General features: G+C 71.8%; 17 protein-coding genes and 1 tRNA gene. 11 read left to right on the top strand and 7 right to left on the bottom strand.

The genetic code is table 11. The features are described from left to right. Positions 1–17: 17 nt before the first annotated feature. Positions 18–662, top strand: coding sequence for a GDSL-type esterase/lipase family protein (locus CFK41_RS06910; RefSeq protein WP_096798989.1), 645 nt, complete (start codon positions 18–20; stop codon positions 660–662). Between the two features lie 184 nt (positions 663–846). Further along, a complete protein-coding gene (locus CFK41_RS18285; protein WP_376768834.1) occupies positions 847–921 on the top strand; it encodes a 50S ribosomal protein bL37 in 75 nt (24 codons plus the stop codon). A 134-nt stretch (positions 922–1,055) separates the two neighbouring features. On the opposite strand, the gene CFK41_RS06900 is transcribed toward CFK41_RS18285, so the two are convergent. Then, the gene (locus tag CFK41_RS06900) at positions 1,056–1,391 is read right to left on the bottom strand and encodes a zf-HC2 domain-containing protein (RefSeq protein WP_096798987.1); all 336 of its coding nucleotides are present in this window, start codon (positions 1,389–1,391) and stop codon (positions 1,056–1,058) included. Beyond that, entirely contained in the window at positions 1,388–2,092 is a 705-nt protein-coding gene (locus tag CFK41_RS06895; RefSeq protein WP_096798986.1) for a sigma-70 family RNA polymerase sigma factor, read from the bottom strand. Before CFK41_RS06895 ends, CFK41_RS06900 begins: the two co-directional genes overlap by 4 nt. Before the next feature lie 278 nt (positions 2,093–2,370). Here CFK41_RS06895 and CFK41_RS06890 point away from each other — a divergent pair, with 278 nt between their 5' ends. From CFK41_RS06890 to CFK41_RS06865, 6 genes are all read left to right on the top strand, one after another. Beyond that, entirely contained in the window at positions 2,371–2,937 is a 567-nt protein-coding gene (locus CFK41_RS06890; RefSeq protein WP_096798985.1) for a hypothetical protein, read from the top strand. A 4-nt stretch (positions 2,938–2,941) separates the two neighbouring features. Further along, positions 2,942–4,267 carry a 3-phosphoshikimate 1-carboxyvinyltransferase gene (aroA, locus tag CFK41_RS06885; protein WP_096798984.1) on the top strand — a complete coding sequence of 442 codons (1,326 nt, stop codon included), beginning with the start codon at positions 2,942–2,944 and terminating at the stop codon, positions 4,265–4,267. After that, the gene (rsgA, locus tag CFK41_RS06880; protein ID WP_096798983.1) at positions 4,264–5,340 is read left to right on the top strand and encodes a ribosome small subunit-dependent GTPase A; all 1,077 of its coding nucleotides are present in this window, start codon (positions 4,264–4,266) and stop codon (positions 5,338–5,340) included. Before aroA ends, rsgA begins: the two co-directional genes overlap by 4 nt. Before the next feature lie 104 nt (positions 5,341–5,444). After that, positions 5,445–6,239, top strand: a complete 795-nt coding sequence (locus CFK41_RS06875) for an inositol monophosphatase family protein (RefSeq protein WP_096798982.1) — start codon at positions 5,445–5,447, stop codon at positions 6,237–6,239. A 120-nt stretch (positions 6,240–6,359) separates the two neighbouring features. Next, a complete protein-coding gene (locus CFK41_RS06870; protein WP_096798981.1) occupies positions 6,360–7,580 on the top strand; it encodes a pyrophosphate--fructose-6-phosphate 1-phosphotransferase in 1,221 nt (406 codons plus the stop codon). A 32-nt stretch (positions 7,581–7,612) separates the two neighbouring features. Then, positions 7,613–8,428: a C2 family cysteine protease gene (locus CFK41_RS06865; protein ID WP_169928797.1), complete on the top strand. Its 816-nt coding sequence runs from the start codon at positions 7,613–7,615 to the stop codon at positions 8,426–8,428. Positions 8,429–8,450: 22 nt separating this feature from the next. On the opposite strand, the gene CFK41_RS06860 is transcribed toward CFK41_RS06865, so the two are convergent. The 3 genes from CFK41_RS06860 to CFK41_RS06850 all read right to left on the bottom strand — a co-directional run bounded on the left by CFK41_RS06860 (position 8,451) and on the right by CFK41_RS06850 (position 12,991). Beyond that, complete coding sequence (locus tag CFK41_RS06860) at positions 8,451–9,080, bottom strand: SGNH/GDSL hydrolase family protein (RefSeq protein ID WP_096798980.1); 630 nt, start codon at positions 9,078–9,080, stop codon at positions 8,451–8,453. Between the two features lie 589 nt (positions 9,081–9,669). Continuing rightward, a tRNA-Met gene (locus CFK41_RS06855) sits at positions 9,670–9,743 on the bottom strand. Between the two features lie 173 nt (positions 9,744–9,916). Then, the gene (locus CFK41_RS06850) at positions 9,917–12,991 is read right to left on the bottom strand and encodes a UPF0182 family membrane protein (protein WP_096798979.1); all 3,075 of its coding nucleotides are present in this window, start codon (positions 12,989–12,991) and stop codon (positions 9,917–9,919) included. Positions 12,992–13,173: 182 nt separating this feature from the next. Here CFK41_RS06850 and CFK41_RS06845 point away from each other — a divergent pair, with 182 nt between their 5' ends. Further along, complete coding sequence (locus CFK41_RS06845) at positions 13,174–13,701, top strand: PPA1309 family protein (RefSeq protein ID WP_096798978.1); 528 nt, start codon at positions 13,174–13,176, stop codon at positions 13,699–13,701. Between the two features lie 96 nt (positions 13,702–13,797). On the opposite strand, the gene CFK41_RS06840 is transcribed toward CFK41_RS06845, so the two are convergent. Together CFK41_RS06840 and CFK41_RS06835 are read right to left on the bottom strand one after the other, a co-directional pair. Beyond that, positions 13,798–14,319, bottom strand: a complete 522-nt coding sequence (locus CFK41_RS06840; RefSeq protein WP_096798977.1) for a single-stranded DNA-binding protein — start codon at positions 14,317–14,319, stop codon at positions 13,798–13,800. A 686-nt stretch (positions 14,320–15,005) separates the two neighbouring features. Continuing rightward, a complete protein-coding gene (locus CFK41_RS06835) occupies positions 15,006–15,635 on the bottom strand; it encodes a superoxide dismutase (RefSeq protein ID WP_096800980.1) in 630 nt (209 codons plus the stop codon). Positions 15,636–15,800: 165 nt separating this feature from the next. Here CFK41_RS06835 and CFK41_RS06830 point away from each other — a divergent pair, with 165 nt between their 5' ends. Further along, positions 15,801–20,495, top strand: coding sequence for an ATP-dependent helicase (locus tag CFK41_RS06830; protein ID WP_096798976.1), 4,695 nt, complete (start codon positions 15,801–15,803; stop codon positions 20,493–20,495). Continuing rightward, positions 20,495–21,418, top strand: coding sequence for a DNA-formamidopyrimidine glycosylase family protein (locus CFK41_RS06825; protein WP_096798975.1), 924 nt, complete (start codon positions 20,495–20,497; stop codon positions 21,416–21,418). Before CFK41_RS06830 ends, CFK41_RS06825 begins: the two co-directional genes overlap by 1 nt. The last annotated feature ends 44 nt before the right edge of the window (positions 21,419–21,462 follow it).

The following is a 21,462-nucleotide window of genomic DNA, read 5'->3' as shown; positions in this document are numbered from 1 at the left end:
CCGTCCAGGAGGTCCCGGTGCCCACCGTGCCCATGACGCCCGCTTCGTCTCCGGAACCCCGGATCCGGATCATCGCGCTCGGAGACGAGCTCCTCGCCGGGGTCGGTGACGCCCGCGCGCTGGGCTGGCTCGGCCGCGCCGTGGCCAGCGAGCAGGGTGCGTCCAGCCGCATCGACGTGTTCAGCGCGGCGCTTCCCGGCGAGACCTCCGCCCAGCTCGCGGAGCGCTGGGACGACGAGGTGCAGCGCCGCTTCTCGCAGGAGGGACAGGCCGACGGCTCGGTCGACCACCGTGTGGTGATCTCGCTGGGACGCGCCGACGTGGGCACCGGCATCTCGTTGGCGCGCTCGCGACTGAACCTCGCCAAGGTCCTCGATGGTCTGGAGCGGCTGCGCATCCCCGCCTTCGTGGTGGGTCCGACCCCCAGCAGCGATCCCGGGACGACGGCCGCGGTGCGGGAGCTCTCCGGCGCCTTCGAGGACGTCTGCTCCCGTCGTCGGATCCCCTACGTCGACACCGTCGGCGGCCTGGTGGGCCACGAGCAGTGGGAGTCGGACCTCACCCGCTCCGGCGGCGGCCACCCTGGACAGACCGGCTACGGCCTGATCGCCTGGCTGGTGCTCCACGGCGGATTCGGGCGCTGGCTCGGCACCTCGAGCTGACCTCGCCCCGCCGGCCCCGCCCGGGCCACCCCCGCTCCGTCCGAAGAGCCCCGTCGTGCACCGACAGGGCACGACGGCGAGTGACCTCGGACTCAGCCCCGTGCGGACCTCCCTCCGCGCGGCGCCGTACAGGACCCCATGTGGCACAATCGTCTGGTCATCCGGGCGAAGGAAGGAGATCGTGATGAGCAAGCGAGGACGCAAGCGCAAGTCTCGCCGTAAGAACGGCGCGAATCACGGCAAGCGCCCCAACAGCTGACCGTGACGTCGCCGAGTGCGACATGACGACGGGCCGCTCCCCTCTCGGGTGCGGCCCGTCGTCATGTCTGCCGGGGCACTTGGCTGCCCGGCCGCCGGCGCACAGGTCGCCGTGCGGCCGTGCGGCCGTGCGGCTCAGGTGCCGGGATACTCGCGCCGCACGGTCGAGGTGCGGGTGACGCGCACCGTGCTGCCGTCGACCTCCGTGCGGGTCACCGAGACGGTGCGGCACTGGACGGCGATGCGCTCCTTGAGCTCGGACGGGGCACGATCGGCGCAGCTGCGGCGCACCAGCTCCTTGATCAGGCGCACCTGCTCCCACTCCTCGGCGCACTCCGGGCAGCCCTCGGTGTGGTTCTGCATGCGCTGGACCAGCTCGGCCGGCAGCTCGCCGTCCAGAGCGCCCTGGAGCCCGTAGCGCAGGTCGCGATCCGCGGAGTCGTCGCGACCGACGGGTCGATCCTGGTTCATCGTGCGTCCTCCCTGTCCGGGGTTCCCTGCGCGGTGCCCGAGGCCGATCCGTCGGCCGACGGATCCTCGCGCAGGAAGCCGCTGCGGTAGGCGTAGTCCGAGAGCCGCTCGCGCAGCTGGCGCCGTCCCCGGTGCAGGCGGGACATGACGGTCCCGATCGGGGTGTCCATGATCTCGGCGATCTCCTTGTAGGCGAAGCCCTCGACATCGGCGAGGTAGACCGCCATGCGGTAGTCCTCGCGCAGCTCGCCGAGCGCGTCCTTGACGGCGGAGTCCGGCAGGTGGTCGAGCACCTCGGTCTCCGCGGAGCGCAGGCCGCCGCTGGTGTGCCCCGCGACCTCGGCCAGCTGCCAGTCCTCGACGGTGTCGGACCACGCCTCCTTGGGCCGACGCTGCTTGGTGCGGTAGATCGAGATGTAGCTGTTGGTCATGATGCGGTACAGCCAGGCACGCATGTTCGTGCCCGGGGTGAACCGCTCACGGGCGCGGAACGCCTTGACGAAGGTGTCCTGGACCAGGTCCTCGGCGTCATGCGGGTTGCGGGTCATCCGCAGCGCACCGCCGTAGAGGGAGTCCAGGTGGGAGAGCGCCTCGGCCTCGAAGTCGAAGTCCGGGGCGTCGACCGTCCCCGGCTCCTCCGGCTCGACGGCGGGGTCCGGCGCGCCCGCGGCGGGGCTCGGGGCGGGATCTGTACGGGTCATCACCCTCAAACCTACGCCACCGCGCCGGGGCGGGGCCTGCTCGAGCACCGAGGTGGGCATTCGTCCTCCGTCCTCACGGCGCCGATCGGCGTCGTCTCGTGCTGTGGTCATGCACCCGTCGCCGGGCCGTCATGAGGCGGCGACCGGATGGTCGCACCGTCCGGTGCAACGCGTCGGGCACGCCGGATGTTCCCCGGACGGTAGTCTGGGCGCCGGTGACCTGGCCGACATGGCCGGGCCGCCCGACCTCCTGACCCCGTCGAGAACGTGAGGACACCATGTCTCTGGTCCGTCGCATCGCCCGGCCGCTGCTCGCCGCCCCCTTCGTCTTCGAGGGTGTGCGCACCGCCCTGCACCCCGAGCGCGAGATCGATGTCTACCCGCAGGCCTTCGACGCCGTCGACTCGGCGATCGCCAAGAGCTCCGTGCCCGACGTCGTCGATGCACGCACCGTGGTCCGGGTCGCCGGCGCCGTCGCCGCCGGTGCGGGCGTCCTGTACGCCACCAACCGCTACCCGCGCGCCGCGGCCGTGACCCTGCTGGCCACCACCTCGATCGGCTGGGCCGGTCGCAAGAAGGTCTGGGAGCTGCGCGGCGAGGAGCTGACCCAGGAGGTCCAGTCCATCCTCACCGATGCCGGTCTGCTCGGCGGCGTGCTGCTGGCCGCCGTGGACCACGCGGGCCGCCCCTCGCTCGGATACCGCGCGAACAAGTTCATCGAGCGCAGCCAGAAGCAGGCCGCCGCGAAGCAGCGCGAGCTCGAGAAGAAGGCCGGGAGCCTGGAGAAGAAGGCGAAGGGCGCGGTCGCGACCGCGCAGAAGCAGCTCGCCGACCAGCGGGGCTGACGCCGTGGCCTCGGAGGTGCTGTGGACCGCACCGGTCGCCGATCGGCCGGTCGACGCCCTGGTGCGGGTCCCGGGATCCAAGTCCCTGACGGCCCGGTGGATGCTGCTGGCGGCCGCCGCGGCGGAGCCGGCGGTGCTCCGCGGCGCGCTGGTCTCCCGGGACACGCGCCTGATGCGCGATGCGCTCGAGCGTCTGGGCGCCGTGCTCGCCGTCGAGGACGGGGCGCTGCACATCACGCCGATTCCCGCTCCCACCGAGGAGCCGGCAGAGCCGGTCGAGATCCACACCGGTCTGGCCGGCACGGTCATGCGCTTCGTGCCGATGCTCGCGGCGCTGCACCACGGCGACGTCCGCTTCACGGGGGACGACGCCGCGCTGGCGCGGCCGATGGATCCGGTGATCGACCTCCTGCGCCAGCAGGGCGTCGAGGTCACCGAGCACGGCGAGCCCGGCCGGCTGCCGCTGACCGTTCACGGCACCGGCCGCCTCGGCGGCGGCCGTCTGCAGGTCGACGCCAGCGCCTCCAGCCAGTTCATCTCCAACCTCCTGCTGGTCGCCGCGCGCGCCGAGGAGGACGTCGAGCTGGTGCATGTTGGCGCGGTGCTGCCGTCCCTCCCCCACATCGAGATGACCGTGGAGACCCTGCGCCAGGCCGGCGTCGACGCCTCGCACCAGCTGGATGCGGAGGGCCGGCACACCTGGCGGGTGCGGCGCGGCGAGATCCGGCTCGGTGAGGTCGCCGTCGAGCCCGACCTCTCCAACGCCGGCCCCTTCCTCGCGGCCGCGATGGTCACGGGCGGCACCATCGCCGTGGACGACTGGCCCGAGACCACCACCCAGCCCGGCGACGCCTACCGTGATCTGCTCGCCCGGATGGGCGGCGAGGTGTGGCGCGAGGACGGCGCGGTGTGCGTGCGCGGCACCGGGACCCTCCACGGCATCGACGCCGACATGTCCGCCGTCGGCGAGCTGGCCCCCACCGTGGCGGCCCTGTGCGCCCTGGCGGACTCCCCCTCCCGGCTCACCGGGATCGCACACCTGCGCGGTCACGAGACGGACCGGCTGAAGGCGCTGGCGACGGAGCTGACCAAGGTCGGCGCCCGCACCGAGGAGCTCGAGGACGGGGTGGAGATCCACCCCGGCGAGCTCAGCGGCACCGTCTTCGAGAGCTACGAGGACCACCGCATGGCCACCGCGGGAGCGGTCATCGGCCTGCGGGTCCCGGATCTGCGGGTGGTCGACATCGGCACCACCCAGAAGACCCTGCCCGATTTCGTGGGGATGTGGCTGTCGATGCTGCATCCGGAGCCGGCGACGGACGACGCGTGAGGCGCTCCGCGAGGGAGTACGACGAGAGCGACGTCCGGGTCCGCCCGCAGCGGCGCGGCTCCCGTCCACGCACCAAGGACCGTCCCAAGCATGAGGACGCCGTCATCGCCCGCGTGGTCTCCGTGGATCGCGGGCGCTGGCGGACGATCCTCGCCGAGGGCACCCCCGAGGAGCGTGCGGTCACCGCCATGCGCGCCCGCGAGCTGGGCCGCTCCCCCATCGTCCCCGGTGACCTGGTGGGGCTCGTCGGCGACACCTCCGGGCGCGACGGCACCCTCGCCCGCATCGTGCGCATCCAGGAGCGCAGCTCCTTCCTGCGGCGCAGCGCGGACGACGACGACTCGACGGAGCGGCCGCTGGTGGCGAACGTGGACCTGATGGTCATGGTCACCGCGGTCGCCGAGCCGGAGCCGCGCGGCGGGATGATCGATCGCTGCCTGGTCGCCGCCTATGTGGCCGGGATCGACACCCTGCTCGTGCTCACGAAGTCCGATCTGCGCTCCCCCGAGCAGTTCCTCACCACGTACGCCCCGCTGGGTCTCGAGCACGTGGTGACGCGTCGCGAGACGCCGGAGCAGGCGGCCGAGGAGGGACGCGCGGAGGCGCCGGGGATCGTGGGGCTCGAGGAGCTGCGCGAGCGGCTCTCCGGTCGTGTCAGCGTGCTCATCGGCCACTCGGGCGTGGGCAAGTCGACCTTGCTGAACGCGCTCGTGCCCGGCACCGATCGCGCGATCGGCGTGGTCAACGACGTCACCGGGCGCGGCCGCCACACCTCCTCGTCGGCGCTCGCGATGCCGCTGCCGGAGGATGACGGCTGGGTGATCGACACGCCCGGCGTGCGCTCCTTCGGCCTCGGGCACGTGGACCCCGAAGAGCTGCTGGAGGCCTTCGCGGATCTCGACGAGCTGGCCGAGCAGTGCCCGCGCGGATGCACCCACCTCGAGGACGCCCCGGACTGCTCCCTGGACGACCAGGTCGCGGCCGGCGGCGCGGGCAGCGCCGGTCCCGCCCGGCTGATCTCCTACCGCCGGCTCGCCACGGCGCTGCGCCGGAACGACCCCTGGGAGATGTGAGACGCCGGTGAGGACCGCCCGCCGAGGCACCTGCGAGGGTCTCGGCGCGGCACGCTCCCGCGTCGCTGCGCGGGCCGGGCGCCCACGGCCCGTACTGTGGGCCCATGTCCAGTCGATTCGCCGATGACCTGCGCCTCGCCCACGTGCTGGCCGATGCCGTGGACCAGCTCACGATGTCCCGCTTCAAGGCGCAGGACCTCGAGGTCACCACCAAGCCCGACCTCACCGAGGTCACCGATGCCGACCGCGCCGCGGAGCAGCTGGTGCGCTCCCAGCTCGCCCGGTCCCGGTCCCGCGACCAGGTGATCGGAGAGGAGTTCGGCAGCACCGGCGCCTCCCCGCGGCAGTGGGTGATCGACCCGATCGACGGCACCAGCAACTTCGTGCGCGGCGTGCCCGTGTGGGGCACGCTCATCGGCCTTATCGAGGACGGCCGTCCCGTGGTGGGCCTGGTCTCCGCCCCTTCGCTGAACCGCCGCTGGTGGGGCGGCGAGGGCGCAGGTGCCTGGACCGGCTCGCGGATCAACAGCGCCAGCCGCCTCCAGGTCTCCTCGGTGGACTCGATCGAGGAGGCCTCCCTCTCGTACTCCTCGCTGCACGGCTGGGCCGAGCGCGACCGCCTGCCCCAGATGCTCAACCTCATGCAGCGGTTCTGGCGCACCCGCGCCTACGGCGACTTCTGGTCCTACATGCTCGTGGCCGAGGGCGCGGTCGATGCCGCCTGCGAACCGGCCCTCGCCCTGCACGACATGGTGGCGCTGGCACCGATCGTCACCGAGGCCGGCGGCCGCTTCACCTCCCTCGCCGGGGAGGACGGCCCCTTCGGCGGGGACGCCGTGGCCACCAACGGGCACCTGCACGAGGAGATCCTCGAGGCGCTCGCCGCCCGCGAGTCCTGAGCTCTGCTCGCGGCTCCTCCCGGCGGGGCGTCCACGGGAGGAGCCACCGCACGGCGCGCCCAGCTCCTCTCGGTAGACTCCGGGGCATCTGACCCCGACCCGTGAAGGGACTCCCTCTCCATGACCGTCAAGCGCGTCGCCCTCCTGACCGCCGGTGGCTATGCCCCCTGCCTGTCCTCCGCCGTCGGCGGCCTCATCGAGCGGTACACCGAGCTGGTGCCCGACGTCGAGATCATCGCCTACAAGCACGGCTACTGGGGACTGCTCTCCGGCGAGAAGCTCGTGGTGGACGACGAGGTGCGCGCGAAGGCCGGCCTGCTGCACAACTACGGCGGCTCCCCCATCGGCAACTCCCGCGTGAAGCTCACCAACACCGCGGACCTCGTCAAGCGCGGCCTGATCCAGGAGGGCGAGAACGCCCTCGAGGTCGCCGCGAACAAGCTCAAGGACGACGGCGTGGACGTGCTCCACACCATCGGCGGCGACGACACCAACACCACCGCCGCGGACCTGGCGAAGTACCTCCACGACAACGGCCACGAGCTGCAGGTCGTGGGCCTGCCCAAGACGATCGACAACGACATCGTGCCGATCCGTCAGTCCCTGGGCGCGAAGTCCGCCGCCGAGCAGTCCAGCATCTACGCGCAGAACATCGTCGCCGAGCACGGCTCGAACCCGAAGATGCTGATCATCCACGAGATCATGGGTCGTGCCTGCGGGTACCTCACCGCCCAGGCCGCGGAGTACTACCAGGACTGGCACTCGAAGCAGGAGTGGCTGCCCGGGATCGGCCACCGCGCCGAGCGCTGGGACGTCCACGCCGTGTACCTGCCCGAGCTGAAGCTCGACATCGACGCCGAGGCCGAGCGTCTGAAGGCCGTCATGGACGACGCCGGCTGCGTGAACATCTTCCTGTCCGAGGGCGCCGGCATCCCGGAGATCATCGCCGAGATGCAGGCCCGAGGCGAGGAGCCGGAGAAGGATCCCTTCGGCCACGTCAAGATCGACACGATCAACCCCGGCCAGTGGTTCGCGAAGCAGTTCGCGGAGAAGCTCGGCGCGGAGAAGGTCATGGTCCAGAAGTCGGGCTACTTCTCCCGCTCCGCGAAGGCCAACCCCGAGGATCTGCGCCTGATCAAGTCGATGACCGACTACGCGGTGCAGGTCGCGCTCGAGGGCGGCTCCGGCCTCGTCGGGCACGACGAGGAGCAGGGCGACGTGCTGCGCGCCGTCGAGTTCGAGCGCGTCGCCGGCCACAAGGCCTTCGACATCTCGCAGCCCTGGTTCCACGAGGTCATGGACCGCATCGGCCAGCCGGTCGTCGCGGCCGAGGCCCACTGAGCTCCGGTGCGACAGGCGGGGGCGGGCTGCAGATGACTGAGCACCGCCCCCGCGTGCGCACCTGGCGCCGCATCCTGCGCGCGCTCGCCCTGATGTGGCGGGCGCGCGCTGCGCATCTCGGGGTGCCGACGTCGGAGGACGGCACCGGCGACGGCGGCGCTCCCCCGCCGGCCCCCGGGACGCACGCCACCGCGCTGCGCGAGGATCGTGGGCCCCTGGCTCCGGAGCGCCTGCTGAGGCCGCGGCAGGGACGGCTCGGGGACTGCTGGGTGATGGCCTCGATGCTCGCGATCCACGAGACCGCGCCGGAGCGTCTGCGCCGGCTGCTCGTCGAGGAGGCCGACGGGATCGTCGCCGTGCACCTGCCGGGGGTCTCGGCACCGATCCGGGTGGACCGCCGGCTACCCGTCGATGACCGGGGCGTTTTCCAGTACGGGCGGCGCGACGGCGGGAACCCTGGCTGGGTGGGCGTGCTGGAGAAGGCGATCGCCCTCCATGTCGCCGGGGACTACGCCTCTCTGCAGCGCGGCTTCGCCCGCTTCGGTCTCGAGCTGCTGCTGGGTGAGCGGGTGCGCACCCTGCTGAAGATGCCGAGCGCCGCACAGATCGCGGCCTGGCGCGCCGAGGGACGGGCGATCGCCGCCTCGACGCATCCGCTGAGCCCGCTCGTGCCGACCTCCGCCGGGCCGCTGCCGCCGAGCCATGTGTTCGCGGTCGTCGGCGCCGACGAGCGCACCGGGCACATCCACCTGCGGAACCCGGTGCGCCCGGCCGACCTCCTGGTGCTCGACGCCCGGAGATTCCGCCGCGGCTTCCTCTCGGTGGACGTCACCGGTCCGCTGCGCTGAGGCGGGCGCGCCGCCGCCGGCGTCAGCGCCCGACGGCGTCGAGCCAGGCGTCGGCGATGAGGCGGTGCCCGGGAGGGGTGGGATGCACGCCGTCGGCCGCGATGCTCGCGGTGGTGTGCCCCGCTGCCAGGGCGGTCGCCAGCACCTCCTCGAGATCCACGAGGGCGAGCCCGCGCTCCTCGGCCAGGGCGCGGATGATCGCGACCTTGCCGTCCAGATCGCTGTGGATCGTGGTGGTCAGCTCGTCGATGTCCGCGACGAAGGGGACGATCACCACCACGGGTGCCTCCGGCACGGTGGCGGCGAGCTGGTCGAGCAGGTGGCGGTAGTCCCGCTCGAAGTCCTCGTCGAGGACGTGCTCGCCGCGGGTGAAGCGGTGCCAGGAGTCGTTCACGCCGACGTAGAGGGTCACCAGATCGGGGCGATGCTCGAGGCAGTCCGCGTCGAAGCGCTCCACCAGATGGGAGGCCTTGTTCCCGCCAATGCCCCGGTTGATCACGGTGGCGGTGGGCTCGTGCGCGGCGAAGTGCTCGGCGAGCAGACGCACGTAGCCGTGCCCGAGCTCCTCCGGATCCTCGCGGCGGCCGGCGTCGGTGATGGAATCGCCGATGAACAGGAGTGTTCGCGGCGCGGGGGCGGCGGGGGTCGTCATGCGGCAATCCTGTCAGAGCCGCCGCTCCCCTGGGTCAGCTCGTCTCAAGAAGGCCGCAGAGGCGGGAGAGGTCCCAGGTGGTCGCGGAACGCATCGCCCGGGACATCGCTCCCGCCCCGAGGGTGGCGAACCCGCGCGGCTTCCCCGAATTGCGCAACGTCTTCCGAGTGCCGCCGTTCGGCGAGGCGGCGGGACGCCGATGAACTCCTCGTCGCTGCATGCCTTGATCTGGTCATGCCCTTCGAAGAGCCGACCCCGGTCATCCACGATTGCGTCAGAGGTGAAGCTCCGAGGCATGCCTCCTGGTCGTGACGGTTCCCGGCGTCGCGGAAGGACGCCGGCGGTTCCGGAATAGTCTGTGCTGCCTTGAGCTTCTCCTGCTCGCGTCGGGTCTGCCTGGTGCGTCGGGCACGACGGCCGATACGGCCGTCGACCACGACGATGGCCACTCCAGCGTGGCATCGGCCGATCGGTCAGTACACGTCTCTCGCGGGCTTCGCTCTACCCTCTTCCCAGGCGGCGACGCCTCGCAGGCACAAAAAACTAGGGCCCCTGATCAGCATTTCTGCTGGTCAGGGACCCTATCTCGTAGCGGGGGCAGGATTTGAACCTACGACCTCCGGGTTATGAGCCCGGCGAGCTACCGAACTGCTCCACCCCGCGGCGACATGGATAACTCTACGTCGACCCGACCCCCTCGTCCAACCAGATGGGGTTCAACGTGTGCCATGACACGTTCATAGGCCGTTCACCTGCCTGAACGCCGGAACGCCCGGCCGGGACCAGCTGTGAGCCGGTGCCGGTCGGGCGTCCCAGAGCGGGTGCTCTACGAGAGGTCAGCCGCCTCCGCCGTCGGAGGGCTGGGCCGGGACTCCGCTCCCGCCGAGCTCCTCGTTCGCCGCGATCGCCCGGTTCAGGGCGTCCGAGAGCTCCTTCTGGGCCTCGCCGTAGGCGGTCCAGTCACCCTCGGCCATCGCCGTCTCGGACTTGGTCACGGCCGTGTCCATGTCCTTCAGCGCGGAGTCGAGCCGCTCCTGGGCGGTGCCGTCGGCCGCCGGGGCCGGGGACTCCTCCCCGCCGTCGGCCGGGGCGTCCTCCCCCTCGTCGACGGTGCCCTCTCCCGTCTGTGTGTCCGCCGTGCCGGAGGGCGCGTCGGTGTCGGAGACCTCGGCATCGCCGGCGGTCGCTCCCGAGTCACCGCCGAAGACGAGGTCCAGGGCCTCGTCGAGGGTCGGCGCGAAGCCGATCTTCTCGCCGAAGGAGACCAGCACCATCTGCAGCAGCGGATACTGCGTGCCGCCACCCGTCTGCGAGGACTGCAGGTAGACCGGCTGCACGTACAGCAGGCCGCCGCCGACCGGCAGCGTGAGGAGGTTGCCGTTGATGACCTCGGAGTTGCCGGACTTCAGCAGGTTCAGCGCCTGTGAGACGTTCGGCTCCGCGTTGAAGGTCGCCTGCACCTGGCCCGGCCCGTTGACCGGGTTCGAGGTGGGCAGGACCAGCAGGGTCATGTCCCCGAAGCTCTCTGCCGGGTTGCCCTGCGTGTCTCCGGTCTCGGAGTCCACGGCCAGATAGCCGGTCAGGACGCTCTGCCCCTCGGAGGGGATGAAGCTCGAGGAGAGCATGAATCTCGGGGAGTCGGCATCCGGCATCTGCATGGTCAGATACATCGGAGGCTGAGGAGCCTGCTCCCCCGCCGAGCCGTCCGGGTTGGTCGGCGCGGCGACGGTGGGGTCGGGCGAGACCTGCCAGAAATCCTGCTGGGTGAAGAAGTCATCCGCATCGGTGACGTGGTAGGTCGACAGGATCTGACGCTGCGCCTTGAAGTAGTCCGCGGGATAGCGCAGATGCGACATGAGCTCGCCGCTGATCTCGGACGCCGGCTTCAGCGCCTCGGGGAACACCTCCGACCAGGACTTCAGGATCGGGTCCTCCGTGTCCCAGGTGTACAGGGTCACGGAACCGTCGAAGGCGTTGACCGTCGCCTTGACGGAGTTGCGCATGTAGTTCGCCGAGCGGTCACGGTTGGCCGCGGTGGCGTTGGGATCGGTCTGCGAGTCGTCGACGGTCTGGTCGAGATTCACCGACTGGGCGTACGGGTACTCGGTGGTCGAGGTGTAGCCGTCGACCACCCACACCAGCTGGTCGTCCACGACGGCCGGGTACATCTGGGAGTCGAGCGACAGGAACGGCGCCACCTCGCGTACCCGCTGCTGCGGGTCGCGGTCGTAGAGGATCTGCGACTCGTCGTTGAGGTAGTTCGAGATGACGATGTTCGGATCGCGGAACTTGATCGCGTAGAGCAGCTGGTTCATGAAGCCGCCGACGGAGGGGCCGCCGTCGCCCTGGAAGGTGTTGTAGACCTGGTCGCCGCCCTCCTCGTCATCGGTGCCGCCGCGCTGGTAGTCGAACTCCTCCGGGGTGGCCCCCTCAGCGGCGCCCACGATCGAATAGTCCGGGGAGTGGCGACCGAAGTAGACGCGCTCCTCGTACGTGCCGAACGCCCCGTCGCCCGGCACGCCGGACTGCAGGAAGCTGGGCTCGCCGTCGGCGTTGCGACGGTTGCCGTGCGCGGCCGCAGTGCCGTAGCCGTGGGTGTAGATGATGTGCTGATCGACCCAGGAGCGGTCGGACAGGCCGAACTTGTCCGGGCGCAGCTCACGCACGCCCACCACGGTGTCCTGCAGCTCGCCATCGATCTCGTAGCGGTCGACGCTGAGCACGTCGTCGAAGCCCCAGTACCGACGGTTCGCCTCACGCTGGCCGAAGGTCGGCGAGATGATGTTGGGGTCCATGAGCCGGATCTGCGCCGTGGTCGAGGCATCCTCGCGCAGCGCCCCCGACTCCGCGTCGGTGCTCGCCGTGTACGGGACCTCGTTGACGTCCTCGAGGTTGAACGCGGAGCGGGTCGCATCGATGTTGTGCTGGATGTACGGCTGCTCGAGCGCACGCTCGTTGGGCTGGACCTGGAACTGCTGGATCGCCCAGGGGTAGAGGTTGCCGACCACCAGGGTCGACAGGATCATCAGGCCGGCGCCGATCGCGGGGATGCGCCAGTCGGAGCGGAAGATCCACACCACGAACAGCGCGGCCACCACTATCGAGGCGATCGCGAGGATGGTCTGGGCGGGGAGGATCGCCTTGACGTCGGCGTACGAGGCGCCCTCGAACCGCGAGTGGACCGCGGTGAGGAGGTCGTAGCGCTGGAACCAGTGGCCGGCGCCGAGGAGCAGCACGTAGATGGTAGCGAGGATCCCGAGATGGCGACGGGCCGAGCGGGTGACCTCGAGCCCGTTCTCCTGCCCCCAGCTGACTCCCCCGTAGATGAAGTGACCCACCAGGGCACCGACGATCGAGACCAGCAGCACGAACTGCCCGAAGGAGATGATCATGTCGATCAGCGGCAGCGTGAAGACGTAGAAGCCGATGTCATTGTTGAAGATCGGGTCGGCCTCGCCGAAGTCCTGCGGGTGCAGGAACAGCTGGACGTCCTGCCAGCGGCGCGAGAGCGCGAGACCGCCGAAGGCACCGATGACCACCGGGGCGCCATAGGTGAGACCGCGTCGCAGCGGGTCCACGGCGGCGCGGAACTGCTCCAGCGCCTCCTGCTCCCGCGTGACCGGCGGATACACCGGACGACGCGAGTAGGCCATCCGCAGGCTGAGGAACAGCGGGACCGCGAACAGCACGGCCCCTCCGAGGAACAGCACCGCCTGGGTGCCCCAGCGCGTGAGCAGCACATCGGTGAAGCCCAGCTGAGAGGTCCACAGATACTTGGTCCACACCTCGGAGGCGATCACCAGCGCCACCACGAGGATGACGAGGACCCCCACCGTGATGGCCAGCGGCGAGACCCTCCGGGGACCGCTCGAACTCGAATCAGGGGCCGGCCGGGGGCGCGGCCGGGGCATGTCGCCGAACGGGGCGGAGAAACTCACAGATATCCTCGGGCGTCGGTATCGGAGCCGTCGATCCTGTCGGCTGCTGCGCAGACGGGCGGCTGCAGGCTCCGGGTACAGTGTGGTGCCGCCGCATCACAGCGACGGTCGCCCCCATTCTGTCAGGCCGAACCTGTAAGGGACCTCTCGATCCGATGACGACTCCGGCCCAGGACCCCCTCGACGCCCCGACCGCCGCGCTGGCGGCCGCCGTCCTCGAGATCGCCCGCCACGTGGAGGACGGCCCGCTTCCCGCTCCCCGACTGTTCGCCCTGGCACGCAGCGCCGAGCTGATGACCGCCTCCCCCTCGCTCGCCGCGCTTCTCGGTGCGGACGGCGAGACCTCCCGCGACGAGCTGCACCTGACCCCGATCGATCTGGACGACGGCACCGCGACGGCGAAGGATCCGCTGGCCGCGCTCGAGAGGGCGCAGTGGCCGGACCTGGCGGCCGGTGGTGCGATCGCCTGCGATCTCGCACCCACCGCCTGGACCGCCCGCGAGGACGGTGCCGAGGGCAAGCTCCCGGCCGATCGCCCGCTGCGCGTCGTGGTCGGCGCGCTGGAGGACGGCACCACCTGGTCGGCGGTGCACCACGGCGGCGAGGACGGCTACGTCCTCGGCACCGCGCTGCTCCCGGAGATCGCGCAGGCCCTGGTCCAGACCTTCCGCCCGACGGCCTGATCACGTCGGCCGCCATCCGGCGACCGGGTGCCGGGACGGCACCATCGAGAAGGGCGCCGTTCTGACGGGCGCCGTTCTGACGGGTGCCGTGGCGGGTCAGAAGGGCGCCGTGGCGAGCTCCTCCGCCGAGCTCTCCTCCTCTGTGAGCGGATCGCCATCCGGGCGGTCGCCGTCCTCCTCCGTGTCCTTCGCCGGACCTGCTCCCAGATCGACCATGGCGCCGGTGTACGGATCGATGTCCGGGGTGTCACCACCGCGCAGCGGTCGACGGAAGGCCGCCGTGCCGTAGGTGAGATCGTGGCCGACGGACTCGGCCTGGAGGTTCAGCGTGAAGCGCGGCGCACCGTCCTCCCCCGTCCACTCCGAGGTGTGGAGCCGGCCGCTGATGATCAGCGGCTGGCCCTTGCGCACCGACAGCAGCACGTTGCGTGCGACCTGGCGCCGCACGAACACCGTCAGGAACTCGGTCTTCCGATCGGAGTAGTCCTGCTGGGAGGCGTTGTAGTAGCGCCCGGTGACGGCGACCCGCAGCTTGGCGGTGATGGAGCCGTCCTCCTGCGTGTGGGCGGTGGGGTCCGCGGTCGCGTTGCCCATGATGATCGTCTGGATGTCCCGCATGGCGGTGTCCTTCCTGAAGGGCCGGGCCTGCCCGGCGTCGGCACCGTGCCGATGCCCCTCAGCGTCGCGGCCCGCTCCCCTGCGTTCCATCCCCTGTCGGTTCCTGTGGACGACCCTGTCCTGGGGAGGATCCGTTGCACGCATGCCGGCCCGGGTGGGCGGCTAGGGCGCGGGGGCCGGAGGCGAAGCGTCGGCTGATCGGTCCGGCCGCCCCGCTCCTGGAGAGGTCGAGCGTCGCTCCCGTGTCACGGACCGGCCTATAGCGACGCGAGGTGGCGATATCGCCACCTCGCGTCGCTATGCGCCCGTGCGGAACAGCTTCGGCGCCGCCGCCGACCCGTAGCCCCGCACCGCCGCGCCGCAGATCCGCTGCCCCGTACACCAGCGCACCCTCAGACCGGCCATCTCGCACCGCGGTGCCGCCCGCAGCTCGCCCATGTCGCGTAATGGCCTATAGCGACGCGAGCTGGCGATATAGCCACCTCGCGTTGCTACACGCCCTCCGGCGACACCACTCGAGACGCGGATGGCTCTGGTGACCACACCACCTCTGCGCAGGCACCACCCCGGAGACGGCATCCACCCGGACAGACCTCCGGCCCGCACCCCCTGCATCAGGGGGCACGGGCCGGAGGGGGCGGGACGCAGCCCGCCAGGATCAGACCGCGAAGATCAGACCATCAAGATCAGACCGACGGGATCACGAGGCCCGACCCGGTGGACCGCGCGGCCTCGAACCGCGCCTGGACATCCGCCCAGTTCACGATGTCCCAGATCGCCTTCACGTAATCCGCCTTCACGTTCTGGTAATCCAGGTAGAACGCGTGCTCCCACATGTCCAGCTGGAACAGCGGGATCGTCGCCACCGGCACACCGTTCTGCTGATCGTAGAACTGCTCGATCACCAGGTTCCCACCGATCGGCTCGTACGCCAGAACAGCCCAGCCCGAACCCTGGATCCCCAGAGCCGCCGCCGTGAAGTGCGCACGGAAACCATCGAAGGACCCGAAGAACTCATCGATCGCCGCCGCCAGCTCGCCGGTCGGCTTGTCGCCGCCCTCGGGCGAGAGGTTCTTCCAGAAGATCGAGTGGTTCGTGTGACCCCCGAGGTTGAACGCCAGATCCTTCGAGAACTGGTTCACCGTCGCGAAATCATTGTTCTCGCGCGCCGCGGCCAGCTTCTCCAGCGCCGTGTTCGCACCCTTCACATACGTCGCGTGGTGCTTGGAGTGGTGCAGCTCCATGATCTTCCCCGAGATCGAGGGATCCAGCGCGCCGTAGTCGTAATCGAGATCAGGAAGCGTGTACTCCGCCATGTGGATCATCCCTTCGTCGTGGTGTGCGCGGGCCCGGTCGATGCGGGAGCCGCCGTGCCCTCCATCCTGCCACGATGGCCGGTGAGTTGGCAGGGCGGGCACCCGCGGCGGGCAGTGCACATGCCTTTCCCGCCGGATGTCGGCGGCGCGGTCCACAATGGGGGGATGGCCACGACCGCTCGGGCACTCCCGTCGTCCTTCTCCCCTGCCACGGCGACGTGGTTCGAGGAGTCCTTCGACGCGCCCACACCGGCGCAGTCCGCGGCATGGGAGGCGATCGAGCGGGGCGATGACACGCTCGTGGTCGCCCCGACCGGGTCGGGCAAGACGCTCGCCGCGTTCCTCACCGCGATCGACTCCCTCGCCGGGCGCCCGGCCGCACCGGCCTCCCGGGTGGTCGGCCCCACCTCCCGCCGGAAGCGACCGGTCGGGAGCACGAAGGTCCTGTACCTCTCCCCGCTCAAGGCGCTCGGCGTCGACGTGGAACGCAACCTCACCTCGCCCCTGGTGGGCACGGCACGCACCGCGGAACGCCTCGGCATCCCGCACGCGCCGATCAGCGTGGGCGTGCGCACGGGCGACACCCCGGCCGCGGAGCGCCGGCGCCTGATCGCGCATCCGCCGGACATCCTCATCACCACTCCCGAGTCGCTGTTCCTCATGCTCACCTCGCAGGCGCGGGAGACCCTGCGCGGCGTGGACACGGTGATCCTCGACGAGGTGCATGCGGTCGCGGGCTCGAAGCGCGGCGTGCATCTGGCGCTCTCGCTGGCCCGCCTCGATGCCCTGCTCGCCGCGCCCGCGCAGCGGATCGGACTCTCGGCGACCGTGGAGCCGGTGGACGAGGTCGCCTCCTTCCTCACCGGCACCGGGCGCGCCCGGGAGGTCACCGTGGTGCGACCGGAGTCCACCAAGCGCTGGGATCTCACGGTCTCGCTGCCGGTGGCGGACCTGCAGGCCATCGAGCCGCCCGCGGACGCGGTCGACGACGAGGACGTCTCCGGCACGATCTGGCCGCATGTCGAGCGGGCTGTGCTCGAGCGCATCCTCGCGCACCGTTCGACGATCGTCTTCACCAACTCCCGCAGCCAGGCCGAGCGGCTCACAGGGAAGCTGAACCGGCTCCACGCGCGTCGGGTCGCCGCCGCTTCGGGCGACGGGGAACCGGGGCACGAGGAGGCAGAGCAGCCTGAGGGGGTCGAGGACATCGCCCGCGCCCACCACGGCTCGATGTCCAAGGAGGTGCGGGCAGGGATCGAGGAGCAGCTGAAGGGCGGGACGCTGCGCTGCGTGGTGGCGACCTCCTCCCTCGAGCTGGGCATCGACATGGGCGCCGTGGATCTGGTGCTGCAGGTCGCCGCCCCGATGTCCGTCTCGAGCCTGCTGCAGCGGGTCGGTCGGGCCGGGCACGACGTCGGCGCCGTCTCCACCGGGTCGCTGCACCCGCTGCATGCCGCGGACGTGCTGCGCTCCGCGGTGGCGGTGCAGGAGGCCGTCTCCGGGCGCATCGAGCCGCTGACGGTGCCGCGCAACGCCCTGGACGTCCTCGCCCAGCACACCGTCTCCGCCGCGGCGATGGACGATCTGCAGATCGACGACTGGTTCGACCTGGTCCGCACCGCCCATCCCTACCGGGCGCTGCCGCGCTCGGCCTTCGACCAGACCATCGACCTGCTCGCCGGGCGCTACCCCTCCACCGACTTCTCCGAGCTGCGGCCGCGCCTGGTGCATGATCACGAGACCGGGGTCCTCTCTGGCCGCCCCGGCGCCCAGCGCCTCGCCGTCACCAGCGGCGGCACGATCCCGGATCGTGGGCTGTACCCCGTGCACCTGGTCGCCGGGGACGACGACTCCCAGCCCCGACGGGTGGGCGAGCTCGACGAGGAGATGGTCTACGAGTCCCGCCGCGGCGACGTGATCACGCTGGGCACCACGAGCTGGCGGATCGAGGAGATCACCGCGTCACGGGTGACCGTCTCCCCGGCCTTCGGCCTCTCGGGCCGGATCCCGTTCTGGCACGGAGATGGCGACGGCCGCCCCGCGAGCCTCGGCCGGGCGATCGCCGCCGCGCAGTCCGAGCTCTCCTCCCTGGACCGCGCCGAGGCGGAGGAGCAGCTCGGCGCCCTGGGCCTGGAGACGAACGCCCGCACCGTCCTGCTCGATCATCTCGCCGAGCAGCGCCGGGCCACGGGCACGGTGCCGGGCCCGCAGCAGCTCGTGGTGGAACGGTTCCTCGACGAGCTCGGCGACTGGAGGGTGGTGCTGCACTGCGCCTACGGGCAGCGGATCACCGGGCCGTGGGCACTCGCCGTCGGAGCGCGCGTGGAGGAGCGCTACGGCCTGGACGGCCAGGTGATGGCGGCCGACGACGGGATCGTGCTGCGCATCCCCCACGGCGAGCAGCCGCCCGGCGCGGACCTGTTCGTGTTCACGCCGGAGGAGATCGAGGAGGAGGTGCGCCGTCTCGTCGGCTCCTCCGCCCTGTTCGCCGCCCGGTTCCGGGAGTGCGCCGCCCGCGCCCTGCTGCTGCCGAGGCGGGACCCGAACCAGCGCTCCCCGCTGTGGCAGCAGCGCCAGCGCTCCTCGCATCTGCTCGAGGTGGCACGACCCCATCCCGACTTCCCGATCATGCTCGAGGCGGCGCGCGAATGCCTCCAGGACGTCTACGACCTTCCTGCCCTCGTCGAGCTCATGACGCAGGTGGGGCGGCGCCGCATCGAAGTGCGGGAGGTGGAGACCCCGGCGCCCTCCCCCTTCGCGCGCTCGCTGCTGTTCGGCTACCTCGCCCAGTTCATCTACGACGCCGACGCGCCGCTCGCCGAGCGCCGCACCGCCGCACTGGCGCTGGACCAGTCGCTGCTGGCCGAGCTGCTGGGCTCGGTGAGCCTGCGCGAGCTGCTGGATGCCGAGGTCATCGCCGAGGTGGAGCAGCGTCTCCAGGGCCTCACCGCGGAGCGTGCCCTGCGCGGCCCCGAGCAGATCGCGGACACGCTGCGCCGGCTCGGCCCGCTCCCCCGCGCCGAGCTCGCGCGGCGCGGGGCCGAGGAGCTCGACCTCGACGCGGCGCTCGAGGAGCTCCAGCGCTCCCGTCGGATCCTCACGGTGCGCCTGTCCGGGGTGGAGCACCTCGTCGCGATCGAGGACGCCGGCCTGCTGCGCGACGCCCTGGGCACCGCGCTGCCGCCCGGGATCCCCGAGGCGCACCTGGCCCCCGTCGACCGCGCCGTCGCCCAGCTCCTCTCCCGCTGGGCGAGGGGCCGCGGCCCCTTCCCGGCGCATGCCCCGGTGGAGGCCTTCGGCCTCGCCCCGGGCGTGGCACGGGGCGCGCTCGAGCAGCTCACCGCCGAGCGGGTGCTGCAGCAGGGCGAGTTCACTCCCGGCCGCGAGGGCGAGGAGTGGGTGGATGCCGAGGTGCTGCGCCGCATCCGTCGGGCGAGCCTCGCCGCCTCCCGCAAGGAGATCGCCCCCGTCGAGGGTCCTGTGTACGCACGGTTCCTCGGCCAGTGGCAGCATGTGGCGGGCCGGCGCGAGGACGGCCGACGGGGCCGCGCGACCTGGCACGGCCAGGACGGCCTGCTCTCGGTGATCGACCAGCTCGCCGGGGTCTCGCTGCCGCTGTCCGCCTGGGAGTCGCAGGTGCTGCCGGCCCGGCTGCCGGACCTGACCCCCGCGATGCTCGATGCCGCCTTCGCCTCCGGCGAGCTGGTGTGGACCGGGCACGGACGGCTGGGCGGGGACGACGGCTGGGTCCGGCTCCATCTCGCCGACGCGCTGCCGCTCGGGCTCGACGCCGCCGCGCTCGAGGACTCCGCTGACGCACTGGCCGCGGGGTCGGTCGCCGCGCGCGTGCTGGCCCTGCTGCGCGGGACGCCCGGGGCGCTGCGTCACGGCGAGATCCTCACCGCCCTGGCGGACGACGGCGCGGCGGTCGCCCCGCCGGAGCTGCACGAGGCACTGTGGGACCTCGCCTTCTCCGGGCTGCTGACCAACGACTCCTTCGAGGTGCTGCGGTCCTACAACCGGGGCTCTGGAGCCTCCCGCACCGCGCGGGCCCCGGCGCGCTCGCGATCGCTGTCCCGTCGCGGTGCCGCACGACTGTCCGCGGCGATGATGCGACAGGGGGTCTCCTCCGTCTCCGAGCTCGCGACCGGCGCGGCCGGGGCAGGCAGGTGGTCCGCGGTGCGGGTCGAGGCCGTGGATCCCTCGGCGCGGTCCGCGGCGCTCGCCACCCTGCTCCTGGACCGGCACGGGGTCGTCACCCGCGGCGCGATGGACGTGGAGGACATCCCCGGGGGCTTCGCCGCCGTCTACCGGGTGCTCGCGGTGCTCGAGGAGAACGGCAGCTGCCGCCGCGGCTACTTCGTGGACGGGCTGGGGGCCTCGCAGTTCGCCCCGGTCGAGGCCGTGGACCGGCTCCGCGACCGGGAGCGGGAGGCCGTGAGCGAGGAGTCCGCCGGTGCCGGGACCACCCTCGCCCTCGCGGCGACGGATCCGGCGAACCCCTACGGCGCCGCCCTGCCCTGGCCGTCGCTGACGATCCTGCCGCCCGAGGGCACCACAGTGAGGCCCGCCCGCCGGGCCGGAGCCCTCGTGCTGCTGCGCGACGGCGCGGTCGCGGCCGTGGTGGATCGGGGGGCGAAGCACCTGCTGTGGTGGGCGGAGGACGAGCTGACCGCCGAGGTCGCCGCGCAGCTGGTGCGCGCGGTCGCTGAGGACTCCCGACTCCCCCAGCTGCGGATCGAGCGGATCAACGGCCATCCGATCGACGCCGAGGCGGTCGCGTCGGTCGGCGCCGCCCTGGTGGAGGCCGGCTGCTACCGCTCCCCGAAGTCGATCCGCCTGCGCGCAGGAGACCGCTGATGCCCGAGGGGGACACCGTCGCGCGGCAGTGCCGGATCCTGCACGAGGCCCTCGCAGGCGGCACGATCACGAGCTGCGACCTGCGCGTCCCGCAGGCCGCGACCGCGGACCTCACCGGGTGGAGGGTCCAGGAGGTGCGGCCGCGCGGCAAGCATCTGCTGATCCGCCTGCTCTCGCCCTCCCCGGGCACGCCGCCGATGACCCTGCACAGCCATCTGATGATGGACGGGATATGGCACGTGGACGGGAAGGCGCTGCGCTCGAGCGACACCAGCGCCGGACCCCGCCCGGCGGACACCATCCGGATCGTCCTGACCGCCCGGCACGAGGACGGTCAGCAGTCGCGCGCGGTCGCGTACGACGTCAAGCAGGTGCGCCTGGTCCGCACGGCCGACGAGGGCTCCCTGGTGGGGCACCTGGGCCCCGATCTGCTGGATCCCACCTGGGGCGCGGAGCATCGCGCGCGAGCGGTGGAGAACCTCGCCGCGGAGCCGGAACGGCCCGTGGGCCTCGCCGTGCTCGATCAGCGCAACCTCGCCGGGGTCGGCAACATCTACCGCAGCGAGCTGTGCTTCCTGCGCCGCGTCCACCCGGCCGCGCCCACGGGCGAGGCCGGAGATCTCGGGGAGCTGGTCGACCTCGCCCACCGCCTGCTGGTGCTGAACCGGGACCGCACGGTGCGGGTCACCACCGGCGGGATGCTGGGCCGCGACGGGGACCTGTGGGTGTACGGGCGGGGCGGACGGCAGTGCCGACGCTGCCGCACCCGGATCGAGCGCGGCGAGCTCGCCGATCCCCGCCTCGAGGGGACCGAGGCGCGGGTGCTGTGGTTCTGCCCCCGGTGCCAGGCGGGGCCGGGTGCTCCGGCCCCGCAGCAGCGGCAGGACCGCCGCAGTGATCGGCGTCGCTGGTCCGGCCGCTGAGGTTGCACCGCCGGGGACCGGAACCTCGGTAGACTCGTGCGCCG

It is taken from the genome of Brachybacterium ginsengisoli, assembly GCF_002407065.1.
In the GTDB taxonomy this organism is placed as follows: domain Bacteria; phylum Actinomycetota; class Actinomycetes; order Actinomycetales; family Dermabacteraceae; genus Brachybacterium; species Brachybacterium ginsengisoli.
The sequence above is the reverse complement of the archived record's forward strand: the minus strand, read 5'-3'. Positions and strand labels throughout refer to the sequence as shown.

Bases quoted from the DNA above. Each gene is read 5' to 3' on its own strand.
- CFK41_RS06900 (WP_096798987.1), bottom strand. From the start codon at position 1,391: ATGAACCAGGATCGACCCGTCGGTCGCGACGACTCCGCGGATCGCGAC.
- CFK41_RS06895 (WP_096798986.1), bottom strand. From the start codon at position 2,092: ATGACCCGTACAGATCCCGCCCCGAGCCCCGCCGCGGGCGCGCCGGAC.
- CFK41_RS06890 (WP_096798985.1), top strand. From the start codon at position 2,371: ATGTCTCTGGTCCGTCGCATCGCCCGGCCGCTGCTCGCCGCCCCCTTC.
- CFK41_RS06875 (WP_096798982.1), top strand. From the start codon at position 5,445: ATGTCCAGTCGATTCGCCGATGACCTGCGCCTCGCCCACGTGCTGGCC.
- CFK41_RS06870 (WP_096798981.1), top strand. From the start codon at position 6,360: ATGACCGTCAAGCGCGTCGCCCTCCTGACCGCCGGTGGCTATGCCCCC.
- CFK41_RS06865 (WP_169928797.1), top strand. From the start codon at position 7,613: ATGACTGAGCACCGCCCCCGCGTGCGCACCTGGCGCCGCATCCTGCGC.
- CFK41_RS06860 (WP_096798980.1), bottom strand. From the start codon at position 9,080: ATGACGACCCCCGCCGCCCCCGCGCCGCGAACACTCCTGTTCATCGGC.
- CFK41_RS06850 (WP_096798979.1), bottom strand. From the start codon at position 12,991: ATGCCCCGGCCGCGCCCCCGGCCGGCCCCTGATTCGAGTTCGAGCGGT.
- CFK41_RS06845 (WP_096798978.1), top strand. From the start codon at position 13,174: ATGACGACTCCGGCCCAGGACCCCCTCGACGCCCCGACCGCCGCGCTG.
- CFK41_RS06840 (WP_096798977.1), bottom strand. From the start codon at position 14,319: ATGCGGGACATCCAGACGATCATCATGGGCAACGCGACCGCGGACCCC.
- CFK41_RS06835 (WP_096800980.1), bottom strand. From the start codon at position 15,635: ATGGCGGAGTACACGCTTCCTGATCTCGATTACGACTACGGCGCGCTG.
- CFK41_RS06830 (WP_096798976.1), top strand. From the start codon at position 15,801: ATGGCCACGACCGCTCGGGCACTCCCGTCGTCCTTCTCCCCTGCCACG.
- CFK41_RS06825 (WP_096798975.1), top strand. From the start codon at position 20,495: ATGCCCGAGGGGGACACCGTCGCGCGGCAGTGCCGGATCCTGCACGAG.